The sequence below is a fragment of the Pseudoalteromonas sp. SM9913 genome (assembly GCF_000184065.1).
Classification (GTDB): domain Bacteria; phylum Pseudomonadota; class Gammaproteobacteria; order Enterobacterales; family Alteromonadaceae; genus Pseudoalteromonas; species Pseudoalteromonas tetraodonis.
The window spans coordinates 1235288-1253735 of sequence record NC_014803.1 but is presented as its reverse complement, the minus strand read 5'-3'; the positions used below and the strand labels follow the sequence as shown (position 1 = coordinate 1253735).

General features: G+C 40.4%; 12 protein-coding genes. 4 read left to right on the top strand and 8 right to left on the bottom strand.

Translation table 11 applies throughout. The annotated features are described in order from the left end of the window. Nucleotides 1-4 precede the first annotated feature (4 nt). Nucleotides 5-253, bottom strand: coding sequence for a hypothetical protein (locus PSM_RS05770; protein ID WP_008114111.1), 249 nt, complete (start codon nucleotides 251-253; stop codon nucleotides 5-7). A 169-nt stretch (nucleotides 254-422) separates the two neighbouring features. Then, on the bottom strand, nucleotides 423-1916 hold the full coding sequence (locus tag PSM_RS05765) for an acetyl-CoA hydrolase/transferase family protein (RefSeq protein WP_013464626.1): 1494 nt from the start codon (nucleotides 1914-1916) through the stop codon (nucleotides 423-425). Nucleotides 1917-2304: 388 nt separating this feature from the next. Here PSM_RS05765 and PSM_RS05760 point away from each other — a divergent pair, with 388 nt between their 5' ends. After that, nucleotides 2305-2898, top strand: a complete 594-nt coding sequence (locus tag PSM_RS05760) for a hypothetical protein (protein ID WP_013464625.1) — start codon at nucleotides 2305-2307, stop codon at nucleotides 2896-2898. 58 nt (nucleotides 2899-2956) lie between these two features. On the opposite strand, the gene PSM_RS05755 is transcribed toward PSM_RS05760, so the two are convergent. Continuing rightward, nucleotides 2957-3508: a flavodoxin family protein gene (locus PSM_RS05755; RefSeq protein ID WP_013464624.1), complete on the bottom strand. Its 552-nt coding sequence runs from the start codon at nucleotides 3506-3508 to the stop codon at nucleotides 2957-2959. Nucleotides 3509-3598: 90 nt separating this feature from the next. Further along, nucleotides 3599-5296, bottom strand: coding sequence for a cyanophycinase (locus PSM_RS05750; protein ID WP_013464623.1), 1698 nt, complete (start codon nucleotides 5294-5296; stop codon nucleotides 3599-3601). A gap of 349 nt (nucleotides 5297-5645) precedes the next feature. Between PSM_RS05750 and PSM_RS05745 the strand changes: the two genes are divergently transcribed. The 3 genes from PSM_RS05745 (at nucleotide 5646) to iadA (ending at nucleotide 11330) form a co-directional block, all read left to right on the top strand. Then, the gene (locus tag PSM_RS05745; RefSeq protein ID WP_013464622.1) at nucleotides 5646-8606 is read left to right on the top strand and encodes a TonB-dependent receptor domain-containing protein; all 2961 of its coding nucleotides are present in this window, start codon (nucleotides 5646-5648) and stop codon (nucleotides 8604-8606) included. Between the two features lie 141 nt (nucleotides 8607-8747). Continuing rightward, nucleotides 8748-10151 carry a putative basic amino acid antiporter YfcC gene (yfcC, locus tag PSM_RS05740; protein ID WP_013464621.1) on the top strand — a complete coding sequence of 468 codons (1404 nt, stop codon included), beginning with the start codon at nucleotides 8748-8750 and terminating at the stop codon, nucleotides 10149-10151. Between the two features lie 12 nt (nucleotides 10152-10163). Continuing rightward, nucleotides 10164-11330: a beta-aspartyl-peptidase gene (iadA, locus tag PSM_RS05735; protein ID WP_013464620.1), complete on the top strand. Its 1167-nt coding sequence runs from the start codon at nucleotides 10164-10166 to the stop codon at nucleotides 11328-11330. A 117-nt stretch (nucleotides 11331-11447) separates the two neighbouring features. On the opposite strand, the gene PSM_RS18350 is transcribed toward iadA, so the two are convergent. The 4 genes from PSM_RS18350 to PSM_RS05715 form a co-directional block, all read right to left on the bottom strand. Further along, complete coding sequence (locus tag PSM_RS18350) at nucleotides 11448-13721, bottom strand: EAL domain-containing protein (RefSeq protein ID WP_016899758.1); 2274 nt, start codon at nucleotides 13719-13721, stop codon at nucleotides 11448-11450. A gap of 120 nt (nucleotides 13722-13841) precedes the next feature. Beyond that, nucleotides 13842-14147, bottom strand: a complete 306-nt coding sequence (locus PSM_RS05725; protein ID WP_013464618.1) for a DUF3240 family protein — start codon at nucleotides 14145-14147, stop codon at nucleotides 13842-13844. After that, nucleotides 14140-17214, bottom strand: a complete 3075-nt coding sequence (locus PSM_RS05720; RefSeq protein WP_013464617.1) for an efflux RND transporter permease subunit — start codon at nucleotides 17212-17214, stop codon at nucleotides 14140-14142. Before PSM_RS05720 ends, PSM_RS05725 begins: the two co-directional genes overlap by 8 nt. Continuing rightward, nucleotides 17215-18291 carry a hypothetical protein gene (locus PSM_RS05715; protein WP_013464616.1) on the bottom strand — a complete coding sequence of 359 codons (1077 nt, stop codon included), beginning with the start codon at nucleotides 18289-18291 and terminating at the stop codon, nucleotides 17215-17217. Nucleotides 18292-18448: the final 157 nt, after the last annotated feature.

Genomic DNA, 18448 nt, shown 5'->3' with positions numbered 1-18448 from the left:
GGAATTAATGCTTACGCCCTACGCCGTTGCGCACCATGTCTTGGCCGCTTTGAAAAATCTCTTCGGTAATTTCGCGTGCTAATAAAAGTTGTTGCTTGTCATCAAACACCGCAACAAAACGGCTGCCGTCAGCATTGTTAGTTGCCATGCCCACGCCTGCTACGCCGGTTAAACCTAAGCCGCCGTTTTCAACTTGCAGTAAAAAGCTTTCAAGTTCAGCGAGGGTGTCGATTGCAGTTAGTTTGTTTTCCATTGTGGTTGCTCTATGTGTTGCTCGCCATAGCGAGTCTGTCAATAATATGCGGTTATTTTACAGCACACAGTAAAAACTTAAACCACCTTATAGGCAAAGTCATAACAACATTCTGTAAAGCAAAATTAAAAGTATTTGTAAAAACCCCGCAAATGCGGGGTTTTAAGTATTAGCTTTGCTTCATTGTGCCTTGTTGTTCAAGGCGGGTATGCCAGCTGAATGCTTCTTCTAAAATATGAGGCGTATGGCCGCCACGTACACAAGCACGCTCGTAGTAATCAAGCATAGCGTTGCGATAATCTGGGTGTACACAGTGTTTAATTACTTCAACAGCCCGTTCGCGTGGCGCTAATCCACGTAAATCAGCAAGGCCTTGCTCGGTCACTAAAATATCAACATCGTGCTCGGTATGATCGACGTGGCTTACCATAGGTACCACGCTTGAAATAGCGCCGCCTTTAGCAATTGATTTAGTTACAAACACCGATACATGGGCATTACGTGCAAAGTCGCCTGAACCACCAATACCGTTCATCATTTTAGTACCGCATACATGGGTTGAGTTAACGTTGCCATATATATCAAACTCAAGTGCCGTGTTAATTGCAATAATACCTAAACGACGCACAATTTCAGGGTGATTCGACATTTCTTGTGGGCGAAGTACTAGCTTATCGCGGTACTTTTCAAGGTTATTAAATACTTGTGCGTTACAACGCTCTGATAAAATAATTGAACACCCAGAAGCAAAATTAAGTTTACCCGCATCAATTAAATCAAAGGTAGAATCTTGTAGTACCTCTGAGTACATAGTGAGGTCTTTAAAATCTGAGTCTAATAAACCCATCATGACTGCATTGGCTATGTTACCAATACCCGCTTGTAATGGGCCTAAGTTTGCAGGCATGCGCTGTTGCGCTACTTCTTCTTTAAAAAAGTTAACTAAATGGCGGGCAATAGAGGCGGTATCGGCATCTGGGTCGGTTACTGTTGAAAATGAGTCACTTTGATTGGTAAATACAATACCCACAATTTTAGCCGGATCGATTGGAATAGCAGTACTACCGATACGGTCATCTACTTTCACTAGCGGCACTGGAGTACGCGTAGGACGATACGATGGAATGTATATGTCGTGCAGCCCTTCAAGCTCTGGCTGATGTAACATGTTAATTTCTACAATTACTTCTTTAGCAAAAATAGCAAAGCTTGCTGAGTTCCCCACTGACGTTGTAGGTACTATGTGGCCTTCTTCTGTAATAGCTACGGCTTCAATGACCGCTACATCTGGCATAGTTAACTGATGATTACGTAACTGTTCAACAGTTTCTGATAAATGCTGGTCAATAAACATGACCTCACCGTTGTTAATTGCTTTACGTAATGTGCTGTCTACCTGAAATGGCATACGACGCGCTAACGCACCTGATTCAGTAAGTAGCTTATCTAAATCGTTACCTAATGACGCGCCCGTCATTAGGTTAATTTTCATTGGGTTTTCACGTACACGCTCGGCAAGTGCACGTGGTACAGCTTTCGCTTCACCAGCACGAGTAAAGCCACTCATGCCCACGGTCATGCCGTCTTTAATAAATAAACTGGCCTGCTCTGCAGACATCACTTTGTTGTGTAAGTCACTACGACGAATTCGTTCTAATTGCATTTGGAACCCCTTAAACCCCATTATTATTTGGGCGCTATTCTAAGTATTTCCTTATGCTTCGTAAGCTAGACCTAAGTCTCATTTACGCATAGTTGGTATAAAAACGTTGCAGAGCGCTTTAATTTTGTACACTTTATTACTTAACTTATTGCTGTTATTGGGGTTAGAATACCAAAAGATTTATTCAGTGATTTAACTAAACAAGCTTAAAAGAAAATATAATTAATTTAAATCAATTGCTTATAAATCCAGCCAGGAAAGCTGAGATTATAAATTGTATAAAAATAAAGCCGTACAGGCCAAATCTTACAAAATAATAAACTGGTCATTCATTGGGCAGTAACCTTGTAAGGAATAGAATCTACGATTTACGTATTAAGGAAAATACATGGATTTGTCTGACGAAGAAATTAACTTTTTATCTGGGTTGTTTGAACCTAGTCAAAGTACAGCATTAATTAATGAAACAAAACTAACAGTACAAACATCAATACCAGATGGTATTGCGCATTTACTTGGTCAGGCTAAATTAACCCTATTAGCAGAAGTAGCTCATTACCAACTGTGGTTTCCACTTCAATTTAAAACTGATGAATTAGGCCATTTCAGTACTGTGTTAGCAGCCCCAGAAGTGATTGATACTAAAGGCACTCAACGTAGCTGGCGATTAAGTGAATTAAATATTCAAAGCCAAGGTTTTTGCATTGAATCTATCTCAAGCACAGGAATATTTTTAAAACCCACATCAATAAACAGTGAACTTGATGAGTTACAAAATATGCAATTTATTTTACCCAATGAAGCGGCTATATCATTAGACATAGAACCCGTTAGGCACAGTGAGTGTGGCATAGCAGCTAAAATAAAGCATATTCACCATGGTAAAGAGCAACTGAGAGCGTATTTATTTGAAGTGCATAAACGTGAATATTCAAGCTTATATCAACTTGAGCATAAGCAAGAACTGGGGCTATCAAACTAAAAAGCCACACTAATTAAGTGTGGCTTTACGGATTAAATAAACTTAATTTAGGTCATTTTTACTTTAATCGTTTTGCTATTTCAGCAACGCGCTCACCGTATAAACGAGCCGTTTCTAAATCGCCTGATGGAATAGCCGTTTCGTCAGCATCAGTAGGTGATTGTACTAATACGCCAACCGAACCGCCTAAGTTATTGATGTCTTGACGGGTTGATTCCAATTTATTGGCGGGTGGTAACCCTAGGCTTACCCAAAGTCCACCATGCTGTGAAGCTAACGTTTGCATACTAATTAGGGTGACTTGTTTGTCGCCATTTAGGCTGCCGCTATTAGTAAAACCGCCAAACACTTTATCTTTCCAACCCATGGTAAACCACACTTTAGAGGTGGCATCGACAAACTTTTTAAACTGCCAAGGGTATGAGCCCATATAGGTAGGTGCACCAAAAATAATGGCGTCTGCATTGTTTAATGCATCCCAATCGGTGTCTTTAATATCACCATTTTCATCGATTGCAATAAGCTGAGCGTTTGCTCCATCAGCCACAAATTCCGCCACTTTTTTGGTATGGCCATATCCAGAAAAATAAATAACCGCTACTTTACTCATGAACCTTCCTTTTGTTGTGATTTAATAACACGCTTTAAGTATAGTATGGCCGCTTAATCTAAAATCAACTAAGCAGCGTGTTTAATTAAATTAAAAGGTACTCACTGAAATTTCTAAATTACTCACCGCACAGCCATACTGCTCAGCACTAATACGGTGATAAGCCGACTCAGGCTTAGTTGATAGACTAATAATAAACGCATCTTGCTGACCAACAGCTGTTTGTTCTTGGCTCAAGCACATGGCTTGCGTTAAAGAGCGCAATTTGGCATCCGTTAAAATATTGCCGAAACGCTGAACCGGCAAAGGCGGTATTTTAATTGCTGGCAATGCTTGGCTAATACTGCGCTGACTTAAGGTAAAATCATTATTTTTAATATCAATCACACTGCCAGCAGGCCAGTACGAGTAACTGTAGGTTTTAGTTTCAGCCTGAGCCTGCCCTGTTGATTTAACCATCACCACACCATTTTTACCAATTACGGTCATTAAATTCCCTGATTCAGATTTAATAACCACTAAGGCGGTGGTTTCGTCTACACCAAAACCAAATGCGGGTTGAGCTTGATTTGCACCAAAGCTGTCGAGCAAAGTGCCTAGTCTTAATGTACGGTTTCGCTCGCTAAAGTGTGTATCGAGTACACCGTAACTAAATGTGCCTAAACCCCCAAAGCGGTTGTAAGTTAAACTATCGCTGTTTGAGCGCTCACTGGGCGCATCAATGGCTTGCGCGCCTTCTTTCAATGCCGATAAACTTGTGCCATTAGTGATCATAACCACATTACCACCGTGCGCTTGCCCGCCACTTTGCACTGCGGTGCCTGCACTTGTACCTACAACAGGGCGAGACTGTAACGCTTTTGTCCATGGATATGGCTGATTATTTTCATCAAACAATACCTTGCGCGTTAAGCTTTGATCGCCGCCATTAAACATAACACCGGTACTATTTTTGATTAGCTGCACTAAAGCGCCTGTGCCGTTTTTACACAGCAAATATTCTGCTTGAGTGCGATCAGGGTAAATATGTTCACGTTGATATAGCCCCATTTCAGAGTGCCTAAGCGTGTTTAAATCATCACATTTATTGGTAGTTATTGCTTTAGCAAGCGCAGGAGTTAATGCAAGCCATTGTGAATTTATATTGGGAAAACGAAGTAATCCTTCGTAAAAATCAGCAGATTCATAAGGGTCTCTGCTTGAGGCGGTAATGGCTAGTATGCTCGGGTTAGTACTTTTTACTTTTAAACTGCCCGATATAAATTGCAAAATATCTGTCGCGGCGGATTCGCTATTAAGCGCGGTATTGACCTGCTCTTTTAGTCGCGTATTGTCGCCCTGCAGCTGCGCTACTTCAAGCATATCTATTACAAAATTGTATTCTTGATCCGTTAAACTATTGAGCTGTTTACTATCAATATCGCGCCATAACCATAACAGCTCTTTTTTTGACAATGTGGGTGATGATTTAGCCTGCATTGTTGCTAAATTTTTAATAGTTTTGTTTTTAGCTTGCGTATTTTTACTTGGCCATTGTTGCTTTATTTGACTAATTTTAGCGTGGGAGAGCGTAAATACATTATGTATTTTACCCGGAATTTGTGTGTTTTTTTCACAATTTTTAGGGCTTAAACTAGCACACGTTGTGAGTGCACCGCCGACTAATACTAACGTTTGTTCAGATTCTTTTGCGCTTAACTGCAGCGAAAAAGCAATAAAAAACGAAAAAAGAGCCGTTATTATGCGCGATTTAGCTAACCGTTTGTTTGGTAAATATATTCGTTCCATTATGTTATACTCATGTAAAAAATTATAAGAAATAACTTGCGAGAGCGTCTCTCACTTGCTATAAAAAAAAGGAACTTTAAAACGCGAGTAAGCTAGCACCCCTTTGCTGGCTTTGTCAAAAACCTTTTGGAATGAGAATTATGTTTAAAAAAGCACGTTTGCTTACAACATATTTCTACTCACCACACTATCTTTCGGAGTGGTTTGACGAGTAGCCCACCACCTCACTTTTTCACAGTGAGGGGCTTAGCGTGTCATTTCACCACTGCCCTGTCTAAAAATATAACAATTAAAAGCCACAGATCTGTTTGTATGTTTTTGTGCGCTTAAAAGACAAAAGGTATTTAAGATGTTTCGTCAACTAACAATTGCGGCCACAGTAAGCGCATTACTGAACCCGATCACTTTTGCACATGCACAAGAAACCAACACCGACACCAACATTGAACGAGTAGAAGTAACAGGATCTCGCTTAAAAGGCGTTGATCTTGAAGGAACTATCCCATTAACCGTACTAGACCAAGATGCAATCAAACGCTCTGGCGCTAATACCATTCATGAATTACTCAAAGATTTATCTGTTTTTAAGGGCGGAAGCGGCACATTTTCAACCTCTGAAAGTGGCGGTACGTCTACCTCAACACCAGCGGGTCAATCAGCTGCGAGCTTAAGAGGCATGGGGCCATCAGCAACGCTGACATTAATAAATGGGCGAAGAGTTGCACCTAGTTCATTTGCTGCAGGTACTGAAAACTTTGTAGATGTAAACTCTATTCCACTAGCCGCCATTGAGCGCATTGATATTTTAGCCACAGGCGCATCAGCCGTTTATGGTGCCGATGCTGTGGCAGGTGTTATTAACTATATTTTAAAAGATGATTTTGAAGGCGCTGAAATCAATACTTCGTTTGCCGATAGCTTTGATCAGCATGACGAAAGTAAAAAACAATTAAACTTAGTTTATGGTACAAAAATAGGCGAAAGTAATTTAACGGTATTTGCTGATATATATGACCGTAACGCTTTTAAAGCGACCGATCGTAATTACACGGCCTCTCCCTCTTTAGTGAATGGTTACTCCTATTTACCTAAGCTGGAGAACTCACCTAATATTTATTATTTCAGCAGCCGAGATGGTAACGAACTTCCATCACCAAACTGCAAAACCGAATTAGTTACTACTGAATTAGATGAACAAATTTGTGCTTACTACCCTAATCAAGATGATTACCTAGAAACGCCATTTGAAAGCATTTCAACCGGCTTTATGTTTAATAGTGAGCTTGGTGGTATGCAATGGCATACTGACTTTTTTTACAGTCAGACCAAGGCAAAAGCGTACTCATCGCCCTCACCTATTAACCAAATTAATGACGACGACGGCCCGTATGTTTTAGAAGACGCCTTATTTATTTACGATAATGCCGATGGTAGTAATGATTTATTAGATCAACTCTACATTGACCCATTTGATACCCAAAGTGGTCGAGAAGTGTATGGTTTTGCATTTGATGCGCGCTTTAATGCCCCAAGAACGGTGGAAGTAGAAACGAAAAACTTTCGCTTGGTAAGCAGTCTAAGTGGTGAAATTGGTGATTGGGGTTGGGAATCTGGGGTAACCTTTTCTCGCTCACGTTCAGAGCAAGAAGCGATTGCAGGAGTTTATAATCGTTACCAGTTCCATGGCGCTATCACCGGCGAGCTATGTTCAGACGGTACGCTGGCAAGTTATGACGGTACTGACTTAAACTGTGCATCGGGAGAACTGCTGCCTTTTTACAACCCTTTCCTTCAAGGCGACGCCGCTAATGATGCCGTTTTGGCAACAGCGCAAGCTCGCCCAACACGCAGCGGAGAAAGTACAGTTTACGGCTGGGATGCTAATTTTAATGGTGAGCTATTTACCTTTAACGACCTACCTGCCTATGCCTCATTTGGGGTAGAAGCACGCCGTGAAGAGCTAAGCGACATTCCTTCGCTTGATTCACAAGCTCAAGCAGATAAAGACTATCTTGTTGATGTATTTGGCTTTGGCTCTAGTTTATCAGAAGCCGATCGCACTCAATATGCAGCGTTTGCTGAATTAAGTATTTCACTCACAGAGCAAATAGAGCTGCAAGCAGCAGGTCGATACGATCATTACGATGATTTTGGTGGCACCTTTAATCCTAAAATAGGTTTGAGCTATCGCCCAACTGATTCGTTAGTTGTTCGTGGTTCATGGTCAACCTCGTTTAGAGCACCATCATTAACACAGGCTGGCGTTAAATTAAGAACCACACAATCTACTTTTGACTGTGGTGCAAACCAAGCTGTAGCCGATTTATACTGTATGGGTGATGGCACCCAAGTGAGTGTTAATTCGTTAGAGTTAGGTAACCCAAATCTAAATGCAGAAGAATCTGAGGCTATTAGTGTTGGTTTTGCATGGAGTCCCTCGGCTAATACTAATTTAACCATTGATTATTGGCAGTTTGATCATGAAGAAGTAATCGATACCAACATGACCGCTGTGTTAGATCGCGCCATAACCGATGCATCACTTCGTCACTGTGGCATTGTACCACCGGGCGAGCAAGGCATATCGTACGATGAAGCATTATGTGATGTCACCGACAACAGTGGTTTAAACATAGAGCAAGACGGCGCTAATTTAACTGAGATTTTAGCTAACTATGTTGATGAAGATAACAAAGCTGGCGATAAAAACCCAGATAACTTTAATCCCCGTCCTGGTGAAGACTACTTACCCTTATTCCGCGACCATGTCATTCCGCTTGAAAACACTGGTACACAAACGTTAGCGGGTATTGATATTAAATTTGACCATCGCTTTGCGTTATCTGGCGGCGACTTAACCTTCGCTTTTGACGGTACTCACTACCTTGAATTTGAACGCAACAAACCGGGCTCAGACTCAATTGAAAAGCTAGTGGGTACATATCGTTATCCTGAAAATATTGCGCGTATGTCAATAGATTGGGAAGCGCAAAGTTACTACCTTAACTTAGGTGCAAACTACACCAGCAGCTACGAGGATGATATAGAAGGCCTGCGTAGCCGTGAAATTGATGAGCTAGATTCACTTGGCGTATTAGACTCAAAAGGTGAGCATCAGGTTGATGACTGGCTCGTTTGGGATTTATCAGCGGGTTACTATGTTAATAAATCGCTGACTTTGCGCGCGCGCATCAATAATATTTTTGATAAAGAGCCACCCACACTTTATGGTTCAAGCCGTGGCTTTGATTCAATCAACCATAATGCCCTAGGTGCTAATTACAAATTAAGTATTAGCTACCGTTTTTAACCGCTTAGCCGCAAAGCAAACGCTTTGCGGCATTCCTTTTATTACAGGTCATGGCTACAGTGACACTGCCTATTAAGTGCTAAAGTACGTTTAAGCGTTTATTTACGCATCAACACAATGACCTTTTATTAAAGTGAAATTATGAAACAAAAACAATTTTCTATGCCCGATGCAAGCATCATTTTGCTTTGTGTGGCTGTGATTGCCTATATGGCCACGGTATTTATTACCCCTGGGGTATTTAATGCAGAGCCTGACAGCCATACTGTGCAGCTTTCACAATATCAAGCCGTTAACGACCAACAATCACCACCTGTTTTTGCACAAGGTGGCGAGATTGGTTTAGCTAATGTATTGTTTGAAGGCCTCGTGTCGGGTGATAAATATGGTGCAGCGATTGGCGTAATGGCGTTTATTTTAATCACTGGCGGTGCCTTTGGCATTATTATGAAAACCGGTGCGATTAATAACGGTATTATGGCACTTATTAATAAGACCCAGCGGGTTGAATGGCTGTTTATTCCCTTACTGTTTTTACTATTTTCGTTAGGCGGCGCGGTATTTGGTATGGGCGAAGAGGCTATTGCCTTTTGTATTGTGCTGCTCCCTATTATGCAACAACTTGGCTACGACGCTAAAGTCACTGTACTTACAACTTATGTGGCCACGCAAATAGGCTTTGCCACCTCATGGATGAACCCTTTTAGCATTGCTATAGCGCAATCGATAGCTGAAATCCCAGTGTTTTCAGGTGCGGGCTTTCGTATGTTAGCATGGGCTTGTTTTACCCTTGTAGGCCTTGTGTTTACTATACGCTATGCAAAACGGATAAAAACACAACCCCAAAAAACGGGTGATCAGCCAACGATTAAACTTAGCCTAGCCGATGCACTCACATTATTAGTGTTTGTATTGGGCATAGCTTGGGTTGTATGGGGGGTGATGGCGCGCCAATATTATATTCCTGAGCTTGCTGCACAGTTTTTTTGCATTGGCCTTATCAGTGCAATAATTGCCATCGTGTTTAAAAAGCTAACCGCGAATGAGTGCGCGGATGCGTTGAAACACGGTGCACAAGAATTATTGCCAGCGGCGTTATTGGTCGCATTGGCTAAAGGCATTGTATTACTATTAGGGGGTAGTGATTTAACCACTCCCTCAACCCTCAACACCCTGCTTTATTACTGTGCAAACAGCATAGCCAGTGTGCCAGATTACATTGCAGCTTGGGGAATGCTGGTGTTTCAAAGTGTATTTAACTTTTTTGTTTCATCGGGTTCAGGGCAAGCTGCCATCACTATGCCACTGATGTCTCCACTTGGCGATTTGCTCAATGTATCAAGGCAAATTGTGGTATTGGCCTTTCAATTAGGCGATGGATTAACCAACATTTTAATTCCCACCTCAGCTAGTTTAATTGGTTGTTTAGGGGTAGTGAAATTAGATTGGGGAGAATGGGCTGCGTTTATTTGGCGCTTTGCCCTAGCACTTTTTGTATTAGCAAGCGGCTTTATATTTCTTGCTTACTTTATTAATTATCAATAAAAAGAATTTGTTATGTTAACTTTAATTCAAGGTGCAACCGTTTATGCACCTACCTTCCTAGGCACACAAGATGTTTTAATTGGCGGTGGTAAAATCATTGCTATTGACGAAAATATAACCCTCGACAGCAGTGTACTCGTCAAACGGATTGCCGGTAAAAATAAGCTGGTTGCGCCGGGGTTTGTTGATTCTTTAGTGCATATTACCGGTGGCGGTGGCGAGGCTGGATTTGCCAGCCGCACCCCTGAAATGAACCTAACAGATGCAACCTTATCGGGCACCACCACGGTGGTGGCCGCACTGGGTACCGATTCAAGCTCACGTACACTGACCAACTTGGTTGCCAAAGCAAAAGGCCTAAAAGAGCAAGGGCTGAATGTATTTTGCCATACCGGTTCGTATCATTTACCCGCGAAAACACTCACCCACTCAATTACTGACGACATCATGTATATAGAGGAGTTTATAGGTGTTGGCGAAGTGGCGATTTCTGATCATCGTAGTAGCCAACCTACGGTACAGCAATTAGCAGAATTGGCAGCAGAGGCCAAAGTAGCCGGTATGCTCAGTGGTAAAAAAGGCACTGTGAGTATTCATGTTGGCCCTGTTGATAGCCATTTAACTATTTTACATCAGGTGGCTGAGCAAAGTGATATTAAGCTTAAACAGTTTTATCCTACGCATATGAACCGCAATAAAGCACTTCTTGATGCCGGTATTCACTTTTGTGATCAGGGCGGTACTATCGACTTTACCACCAGCACAACCGACTATGATTTAGCCCATGGTGAATATGCAGCAGCCCATGCCCTTGCCTACTGCTTAGAACAAGGCGTAGCACCAAATCAACTCACTATGAGCTCAGATGGCCATGCCAGTTTACCTATTTTTGATAAAGACTTTAATTTATTAGGGCTTGAGGTGGGCAAAGAGGCATCTTTATTAACCTCGTTTCAGCAAGCAGTCAAAGAATATAACGTCCCTATTGAGCACGCTTTAATGAGCATAACCAGTAATCCTGCCGATATTTTAGGAGTTGATAAAGGCCGTCTTAAAGCAGCGAGCGACGCGGATGTTGTCCTTCTCGATAAAGAGACCCTAACCCCTGAGTATGTATGGGCTAACGGCACATTAATGGTGCAAAACACCCATGCAGTTATAAAAGGAGTGTTTGAATAAGCTAGTACAGCTAAAATGCTGCTGAGATATTTCAGCAGCATTTAACACCAAAGAGTTTTTTACCCTAGTTTAAACAAATATCAATCCAACAAGGTCACTAGAACCTAGTTGTTAAATTCAGCTACTTTTCGCCGTAGCTAAGTTTTTTGTCGTAAAAAGCAGACCATTTTGATTTATATATTCAGCATAAACCTGAGCACTCATAGGTTTAGAAAAGTAATAGCCTTGAAACTCTTTACATCCCATTTCGGACATTATTAGGACCTGTTCTTCGGTTTCTACTCCCTCGGCTACACACTTAATATTAAGTTCATCACACATCACATGCACGGCTTTAACTAAGCTTTTTTGGCGTGTAGAGCTTGTAACCTTACTTATTAAAGAGCGATCCAATTTAAGTTTATCAATGGGATAATCAGCAAGTCGTGCAATATTCGAGTATCCAACACCAAAATCATCCACTGTAATAGTGAACCCCCAATCTTGCAGAGTTTGCATAAGTTTTAGAGAGTGAACTTGGTTAGCCTCAAGTGACGTTTCAGTAAGCTCTAATTCTATTTGATTCGGTTTTACATTAAAATCCGCCAAATATTTTACCAACTTTGACATAAAATCAGCTTGGCTAAAATCGAGTAAAGATATGTTTATTGCTACGGGTAAAAGTGGCAAACCAACTTTACTCCATTGGGCAATTTGAGCGCAGACTTTTTGAATAATTAAGTCCGTTAATCGGCTAATCATTCTATACTCTTCTGCAATAGGAATAAATACAGCGGGCGATACACTGCCAAGTACAGAGCTATGCCAACGAGCTAATGCTTCAAGCCCTATACATTCACCTTTTGCATTCACTTTAGGTTGATAATGTACTGACAGATCATTTTGTTGCAAAGCTTCATCAAGTAACATGGAAATTTCATACTTTTCCATAAAGGCCTGTGATTGTTTTTGATTGTAACCATTAAATGGCGAGTTATAGTCTGCGAGTTTGAGCGCCTCACACGCATTACTAAGAACAATCGCACTATTTTCACCATGCTCAGGACACTTAGCAAAACCAAATAAAAATGATTGTTGGTAATTAGTACCAAACACATCATAAGCTTGATCTAAGGTGCTTTTAATTTGTATTAATAACTTGTTTTGCTGTTCACTTGAGCTTGAACCAATAATAAAGCCAAGTTTGCCACCTTCTATAGACGCACAAAGCAAAGGCCCCTCTGACATTGCTTTTAAGCGCTTATAAGCAGTAATTAGCAATGATTGCGAGTCAGCTTTGTTAAGTTTTAAATTTAAATATTCACTATTTGCGCTTTGTGTAACGACAATATAAAACCCTTTTTGGTATTTAGACGTTAACCTATCGCATTGCATTTCAAACCACTCTCGATTAGGCAATTTCGTTTGCGAGTCTCTAAACCTTAGACGTTTGTTCTCTTGCTCCATCATAGACAAGTTTTGTTTAATTAACTGCTCTTGCGTGCAATCATAAAAGTCATACACTCGATAATTTGTACTCATTGCTATTTGCTGATAATTACTCTTATAGTAGCGACTCTTATATTCTATGATTTGATTTTTTATATTTAACTCTTTGCTATTAAGTGCAGGGAATAACCCATCAATTCTGACAGCCTTTTCTTTCAAGCTGTTTTTTAATCCAAACATTTCAATAGCATGTTGATTTAAATCTGTAATTACTAAATTTTCGTCGACAATAATTTTAGCTTTATTAGATTCAGTAAATAAGGTGCGATAAAGCTCGTTTTTATCTTTAAGGAAGCTATTAGCATTTAACATGGTTTTGTTTAAACGTTTGGCAGCAACAATTGTTCGCGCAGTGGCAAGTGGGATACAAATATTAAAAAATAAAAATATTAGGCCTGTAATATATAAGTCAGCTTCTGGTAATTGGCTTGCTATTCCTGAATAGCCGGATAAATCAACATTATTAATAATCATGTAAAAAGGTATGATGTTTAAAATACCGTAGGCCAAAGCCGTTCTGTAACCGAGTAGCATAAGAGCAATGATGGGACATGAATACATAAACATAGAACCCACCTTGGCAAGCTCTAAGTCAGTTAAAAATAAATTCATTGATAAACTACCGGCAACGATAGTTAATAGAAGTGCATTTGCACTAAATGTGTAAAATCGCTTACTTGCTAATAAAAGACTAAAAGCAATAGTGAAAAAACTAATAGTAATAACTGCAATATAAATTAGGTTAAATTCAATTGCGCGGGTGTATGTATAACAAACGACCAAAAAACAGAGCAAAGTAACGAGCGTTAAAATTATCCGTAGTGCACTCACCCGCCAGTGTGCGACTTCATCATGGGCAGTATGATGATCGTTAAGTAAGAAGTACTTATTGAGAAAGTGCATAATAAAAATCAGTTAAGACATATCGCCTCATTAAACATTGATAAGTTGTTAAGATCAATTAAATAAGCTCAAATATCAATCCAATTGAAGTAGCTTATAAAATAAACCTAATACAAAAAGCTAAACAATATGCCCGCTTTCAACTATAGGCGTAACCCAATATTTTAACGGCGTGTACTTACAAACAGGGCTTAACGCCGTTTTTACTATGGCAAGTTCAGGTAATAATATATGCACCTCAAACTGATAAAAGCTGCGATGCCCTTCTACTTGCTCGGCAATGTCAAATTCACTGTGCTCTTTACTGTAGCCTTCAATGTTTTTTAAGTTAAAGCCGGTAATGCAGTCTATGCCAATTAATATATCAACCACGTCATCTTTTATGTTTGTGGGTACATTTAGGGTAAAAAGTAACTGTTCAGCCATGTTTTTTCTCCAACCAACCATAAAAGATAGGTAATAAATAAAGTGTTGTAATTGTTGAGGTAATTAACCCGCCAATAACCACAATCGCCAATGGCTTTTGAATCTCAGCGCCGGGGCCGGTGGCAAATACCAGTGGCAGTAAACCAAACATGGCGGTTGTGGCTGTCATTAACACTGGGCGAAGGCGTCTGCTTGCGCCATCTAAAATGCGCTGCGTTACATTGGCAGAAAACATTTTTATTTGCTCAAAGTAGCTGATCATCACAATACCATTGAGTACCGCTACGCCAAGTAAAGCAACAAAACCAACCGATGCAGGCACCGAGAGGTATTCATTACTAATAAATAGGGCAATCACTCCCCCCATTAATGCAAACGGAATATTAGCAATTATCAGCGTTGATTTAGATAAGGATTTAAACGTGGTAAATAAAATAATGAAAATCAGTATTAATGCCACAGGAATAAGCACCAGCAAGTTTTGTGTTGCACGTTGCTGGCTTTCAAATTCGCCACCAAACGACAAGGTAAAACCACTGGGTAACTTTATGCTGCTATTAATTTTAGCTTCCAGTTCATTTACATAACTAACCACATCGCGGTTATCCACATTAACGCTTACAGAAGCAAAGCGCTTTGCTTTTTCTCGCTCTATTAACAATGGCCCCGTTTTAAAGCTAATATTAGCCACCTCTTCAAGTGGTAGTAGGCTGTTGTCGGGCATTAAAATTAACTTTTGTTTTAATGCGCTCATTGACGATAACTCAAAGTGTGCTGCGCTTTCGCCTTTTTGTGCATTAAACACAATAGGGATCACGCGGTTTCCTTCTTGCAGTGCCGATACCTGTAGGCCTTCTAATTGCGACTTTAAATAATCGCTTAATCCTTCGGTGGTTAAACCAAACTGACTGGCAACCTCAGGAATAAGTTTAATATTTACGTATTTACCCCCTTCAATAAGCGCCATTTGCACATCACTTGCGCCGTCAATATTAGTGGCAAGTGCCGTGATTTTTTCAGCTAATGAGGCAAGTGTCGCAATGTCATTACCGAATACTTTAATCGAAATATCACCGGTGCCACCGGTGAGCATTTCTGATACCCGCATTTGTATTGGCTGAGTAAAGCCAATATTTACCCCTGGAAATTGCGTAAGTGTTTGTCGAATATCCTCGATTAGCCGCGCTTTGGAGTCAAAACGCCACGTATCTTTTGGCGCTAATTCCATAAACACATCGGTTTCGTTTAACCCCATAGGATCAAGCCCGAGTTCATCGGAGCCGGTACGGGCAACAATTTGTACGATTTCTGGGGTGTTTTTTAGCAGTGTGGCTTCAATTTGTTTATCGATATCCAGCGAGGCTTGCAAGGAAATACTCGGCGATTTTTCCAGTTGCACAATAATGTCGCCTTCATCTAAAACGGGCATAAAGCTTTTACCAAGCCCCTGAAATAACACCCCACTGAGCACTAAAACAGCTACCGATATAACACTAATAGCCACCGGCTTTTTAATTGCTTGGGCAAGTGTTTTAGTATAAAAACCTTGTAATAGCGTGACCATTTTAGGCTGGGTTACGGGTTCATTTTTTAATAACAATGAGGCTAAAATTGGAATAACCGTTAACGACAACAACAGCGCACTTAGCATGGCAAACACGATAGTGAGCGCCACTGGGGTAAATAACTTGCCCTCTAACCCTGTTAACATTAATAGCGGTGAAAACACGATAATAATAATAATTGTGCCTGAGAACACTGGCGCCGCGACTTCTTTACAGGCGCGATAAATAACATGCAGCCGAGGGAGGTGCTGATTATTAGCCAACCGATTCACTATGTTTTCAACAATAACTACCGATGAGTCCACCAGCATACCAATGGCAATCACTAAGCCGCCTAAACTCATTAAATTAGCCGATAAATCAAACTGCTTCATCATTATAAACGTCAGCAATGCCGACATAGGTAAAGACAAAGACACCACCAATGAAGAGCGAATATCACCTAAAAACAAGGCAAGTAGCACTATCACTAAAATAATCGCTTGGCCTAATGCGCTGGTAATGGTGCTAATTGCGGTATTTATTAAGTTAGAACGGTCGTAAAACACATTAATTTTTGTGCCTTGCGGTAATGACGCTTCAATGGTGCGAAGTTTATCTTTTACATCTGCAACAACTTGCGCTGTATTACTATTTTTAAGCGCAATTATAAGCCCTTGTACCGCCTCTTCACTGTTTTTAGTGACTGCGCCATAACGGGTTAAACTGCCAACGTGTACCGTGGCAATATCACTTAACCGAATAACCTTATTTTGAGTGGACTTAATCACGGTATTTTCAATGGCGGTTATATCGGTGTATTTGCCCTCAGTGCGCAAAATTAAGGTGTCGTTGCCTTTTTCTAAGCGCCCTATGCCACCGTTTTGATTCGTTTGCGTGATTGCTAACTTCATTTCATCAAAGCTGACTTGATGCTGTTGCATCAATAAAGTATTGGGAAGTATTTCATAGGTTTTTGAAAAGCCGCCAAGGCTATTTACATCAGCAACGCCGGTTACAGTGCGCAGTAATGGACGAATTTGCCAATCTAAAAGCTCTCTTTTTTCAATCAGCGATAAGTGAGTACTTTCTATGGTAAACATGAACACCTCGCTCAAAGGCGTGCTCATTGGCGCCATGCCGCCACTAATATTACTGGGCAAGGTGGGCAAAATATTTAATAAACGCTCATTAACTTGCTGACGGGCCCAATAAATGTCGGTGCCCTCTTCAAAGTCAATGGTAATATCGGTAATAGAATACTTAGTGGTAGAGCGCAGCATTTGCTGTGACGGAATACCCAGTAATTCGGTTTCAATCACCCGTGTTACTTGCGATTCTATTTCAAGGGCGTTCATGCCGGGTAATTTGTAAACTATTTTAACTTGAGTAGGTGATATTTCTGGAAAAGCATCCACTGGAATACTTAACCAAGATTTAGCACCAATGGCCATAGCAACAATAACAAAAATACTAACAAACAAACGCTGAGTAAGTGAAAACTTAATAAGCTGGTTTAACATTTACTCTCTCCCTAAGTGAAGCAACATACCTTGTAGCGCACTTACCGAGCTTATTAGTACCTGCTGATCATCTAGGTTTTTATTGGCAGTAAATACATAGTCTTTGCCTTGTGTACCCTTGAGCTCAATCGGCAGTAACTCAAGGTTATCGCCAGACTTTAAAGCAATGTAATTAACATCTTCAAATTCAAACACCGCTGACTTTGCTATTTTAAAGCCCGTTAATTTATTTACCGGTGTGACTTTGATAGTTTGCCCCAGTCTAAGCTGGCACTCATTTGAGCTTGGCGACGCCCACACTATTTGATGGTATTTATCTGCAATACTGTCATAGCTCTCAATATTTAAGCTGCAACTTTGTGACAGCTTGAAATGCGCTAACGTGTTGGTAAAACTAAGAGGGACTTTAATCTTAACGCGAATACTACTTGCATCGATAATATCAAACGCGGTGTCACCCATCACACGGTTTCCCGACTCATTAGTGAGTTTTAAAATGCCCGTTTTTGGACTCACTAAGGTCACATTTTCATTATCATCAATGTTTAAAAATGCCATTTGATGTTGCATATGTTCAAAATTTAGCTTGGCTTCAAAATAGCTTTTTGTGATTTCAACCCATTCAGAACTTCTTATTATTTTGTTTTTTAAGTGTTGTTGGTTTATGTCGTAATGGCTTTTAGCAATAGAAAGCATGTCTTTTGCTGATTGATAGGCATCTAAAAAATGGTGTACATCACTGCCCTCAACGCTTGCAATAGTAGCGCCCTTTTCAACCATGCTGCCGTTAGGGTATAAGTAACGAACCTGCTGTACATCAAACGCAAACAGCACCGTATAATTGACCCCAGGTTTGAAATTAACTTCACCAATTAAACTTTGCCCGTTAATAAACTCTGTTTTTTGAATCGGCGCAAATTCAACATCAAAACCACTGAGTGACGAAAGCCCTACAGGTGCTAAATTTTGCGAAGCAAACACAGGATTAAATGTTAATAAAATCACCGTAAAGAAGAAAAATAACGTATATTGAATACGCAAAAAATGACGCGTTTTTTTTGTAAAATTTAACTGCATTTGGTTTGTTCGCATGTGATTAATTTTATAGAATAACCATGCCTTTTTTGTGGGGTTATCGCATCAGGCATACGCCTTAATATGCTTATAAACCCTGATTTTGGCAGTACAGTACATATGTCCATTGCAAATTTAACCTACTGATATTAGAGAACTT

What these genes read in the sequence shown, in the direction of transcription:
- PSM_RS05745 (WP_013464622.1), top strand. Translation starts at nt 5,646, where the DNA reads ATGTTTCGTCAACTAACAATTGCGGCCACAGTAAGCGCATTACTGAAC.
- PSM_RS05755 (WP_013464624.1), bottom strand. Translation starts at nt 3,508, where the DNA reads ATGAGTAAAGTAGCGGTTATTTATTTTTCTGGATATGGCCATACCAAA.
- PSM_RS05725 (WP_013464618.1), bottom strand. Translation starts at nt 14,147, where the DNA reads ATGGCTGAACAGTTACTTTTTACCCTAAATGTACCCACAAACATAAAA.
- yfcC (WP_013464621.1), top strand. Translation starts at nt 8,748, where the DNA reads ATGAAACAAAAACAATTTTCTATGCCCGATGCAAGCATCATTTTGCTT.
- iadA (WP_013464620.1), top strand. Translation starts at nt 10,164, where the DNA reads ATGTTAACTTTAATTCAAGGTGCAACCGTTTATGCACCTACCTTCCTA.
- PSM_RS05715 (WP_013464616.1), bottom strand. Translation starts at nt 18,291, where the DNA reads ATGCAGTTAAATTTTACAAAAAAAACGCGTCATTTTTTGCGTATTCAA.
- PSM_RS05770 (WP_008114111.1), bottom strand. Translation starts at nt 253, where the DNA reads ATGGAAAACAAACTAACTGCAATCGACACCCTCGCTGAACTTGAAAGC.
- PSM_RS05720 (WP_013464617.1), bottom strand. Translation starts at nt 17,214, where the DNA reads ATGTTAAACCAGCTTATTAAGTTTTCACTTACTCAGCGTTTGTTTGTT.
- PSM_RS05765 (WP_013464626.1), bottom strand. Translation starts at nt 1,916, where the DNA reads ATGCAATTAGAACGAATTCGTCGTAGTGACTTACACAACAAAGTGATG.
- PSM_RS05760 (WP_013464625.1), top strand. Translation starts at nt 2,305, where the DNA reads ATGGATTTGTCTGACGAAGAAATTAACTTTTTATCTGGGTTGTTTGAA.
- PSM_RS18350 (WP_016899758.1), bottom strand. Translation starts at nt 13,721, where the DNA reads ATGCACTTTCTCAATAAGTACTTCTTACTTAACGATCATCATACTGCC.
- PSM_RS05750 (WP_013464623.1), bottom strand. Translation starts at nt 5,296, where the DNA reads ATGGAACGAATATATTTACCAAACAAACGGTTAGCTAAATCGCGCATA.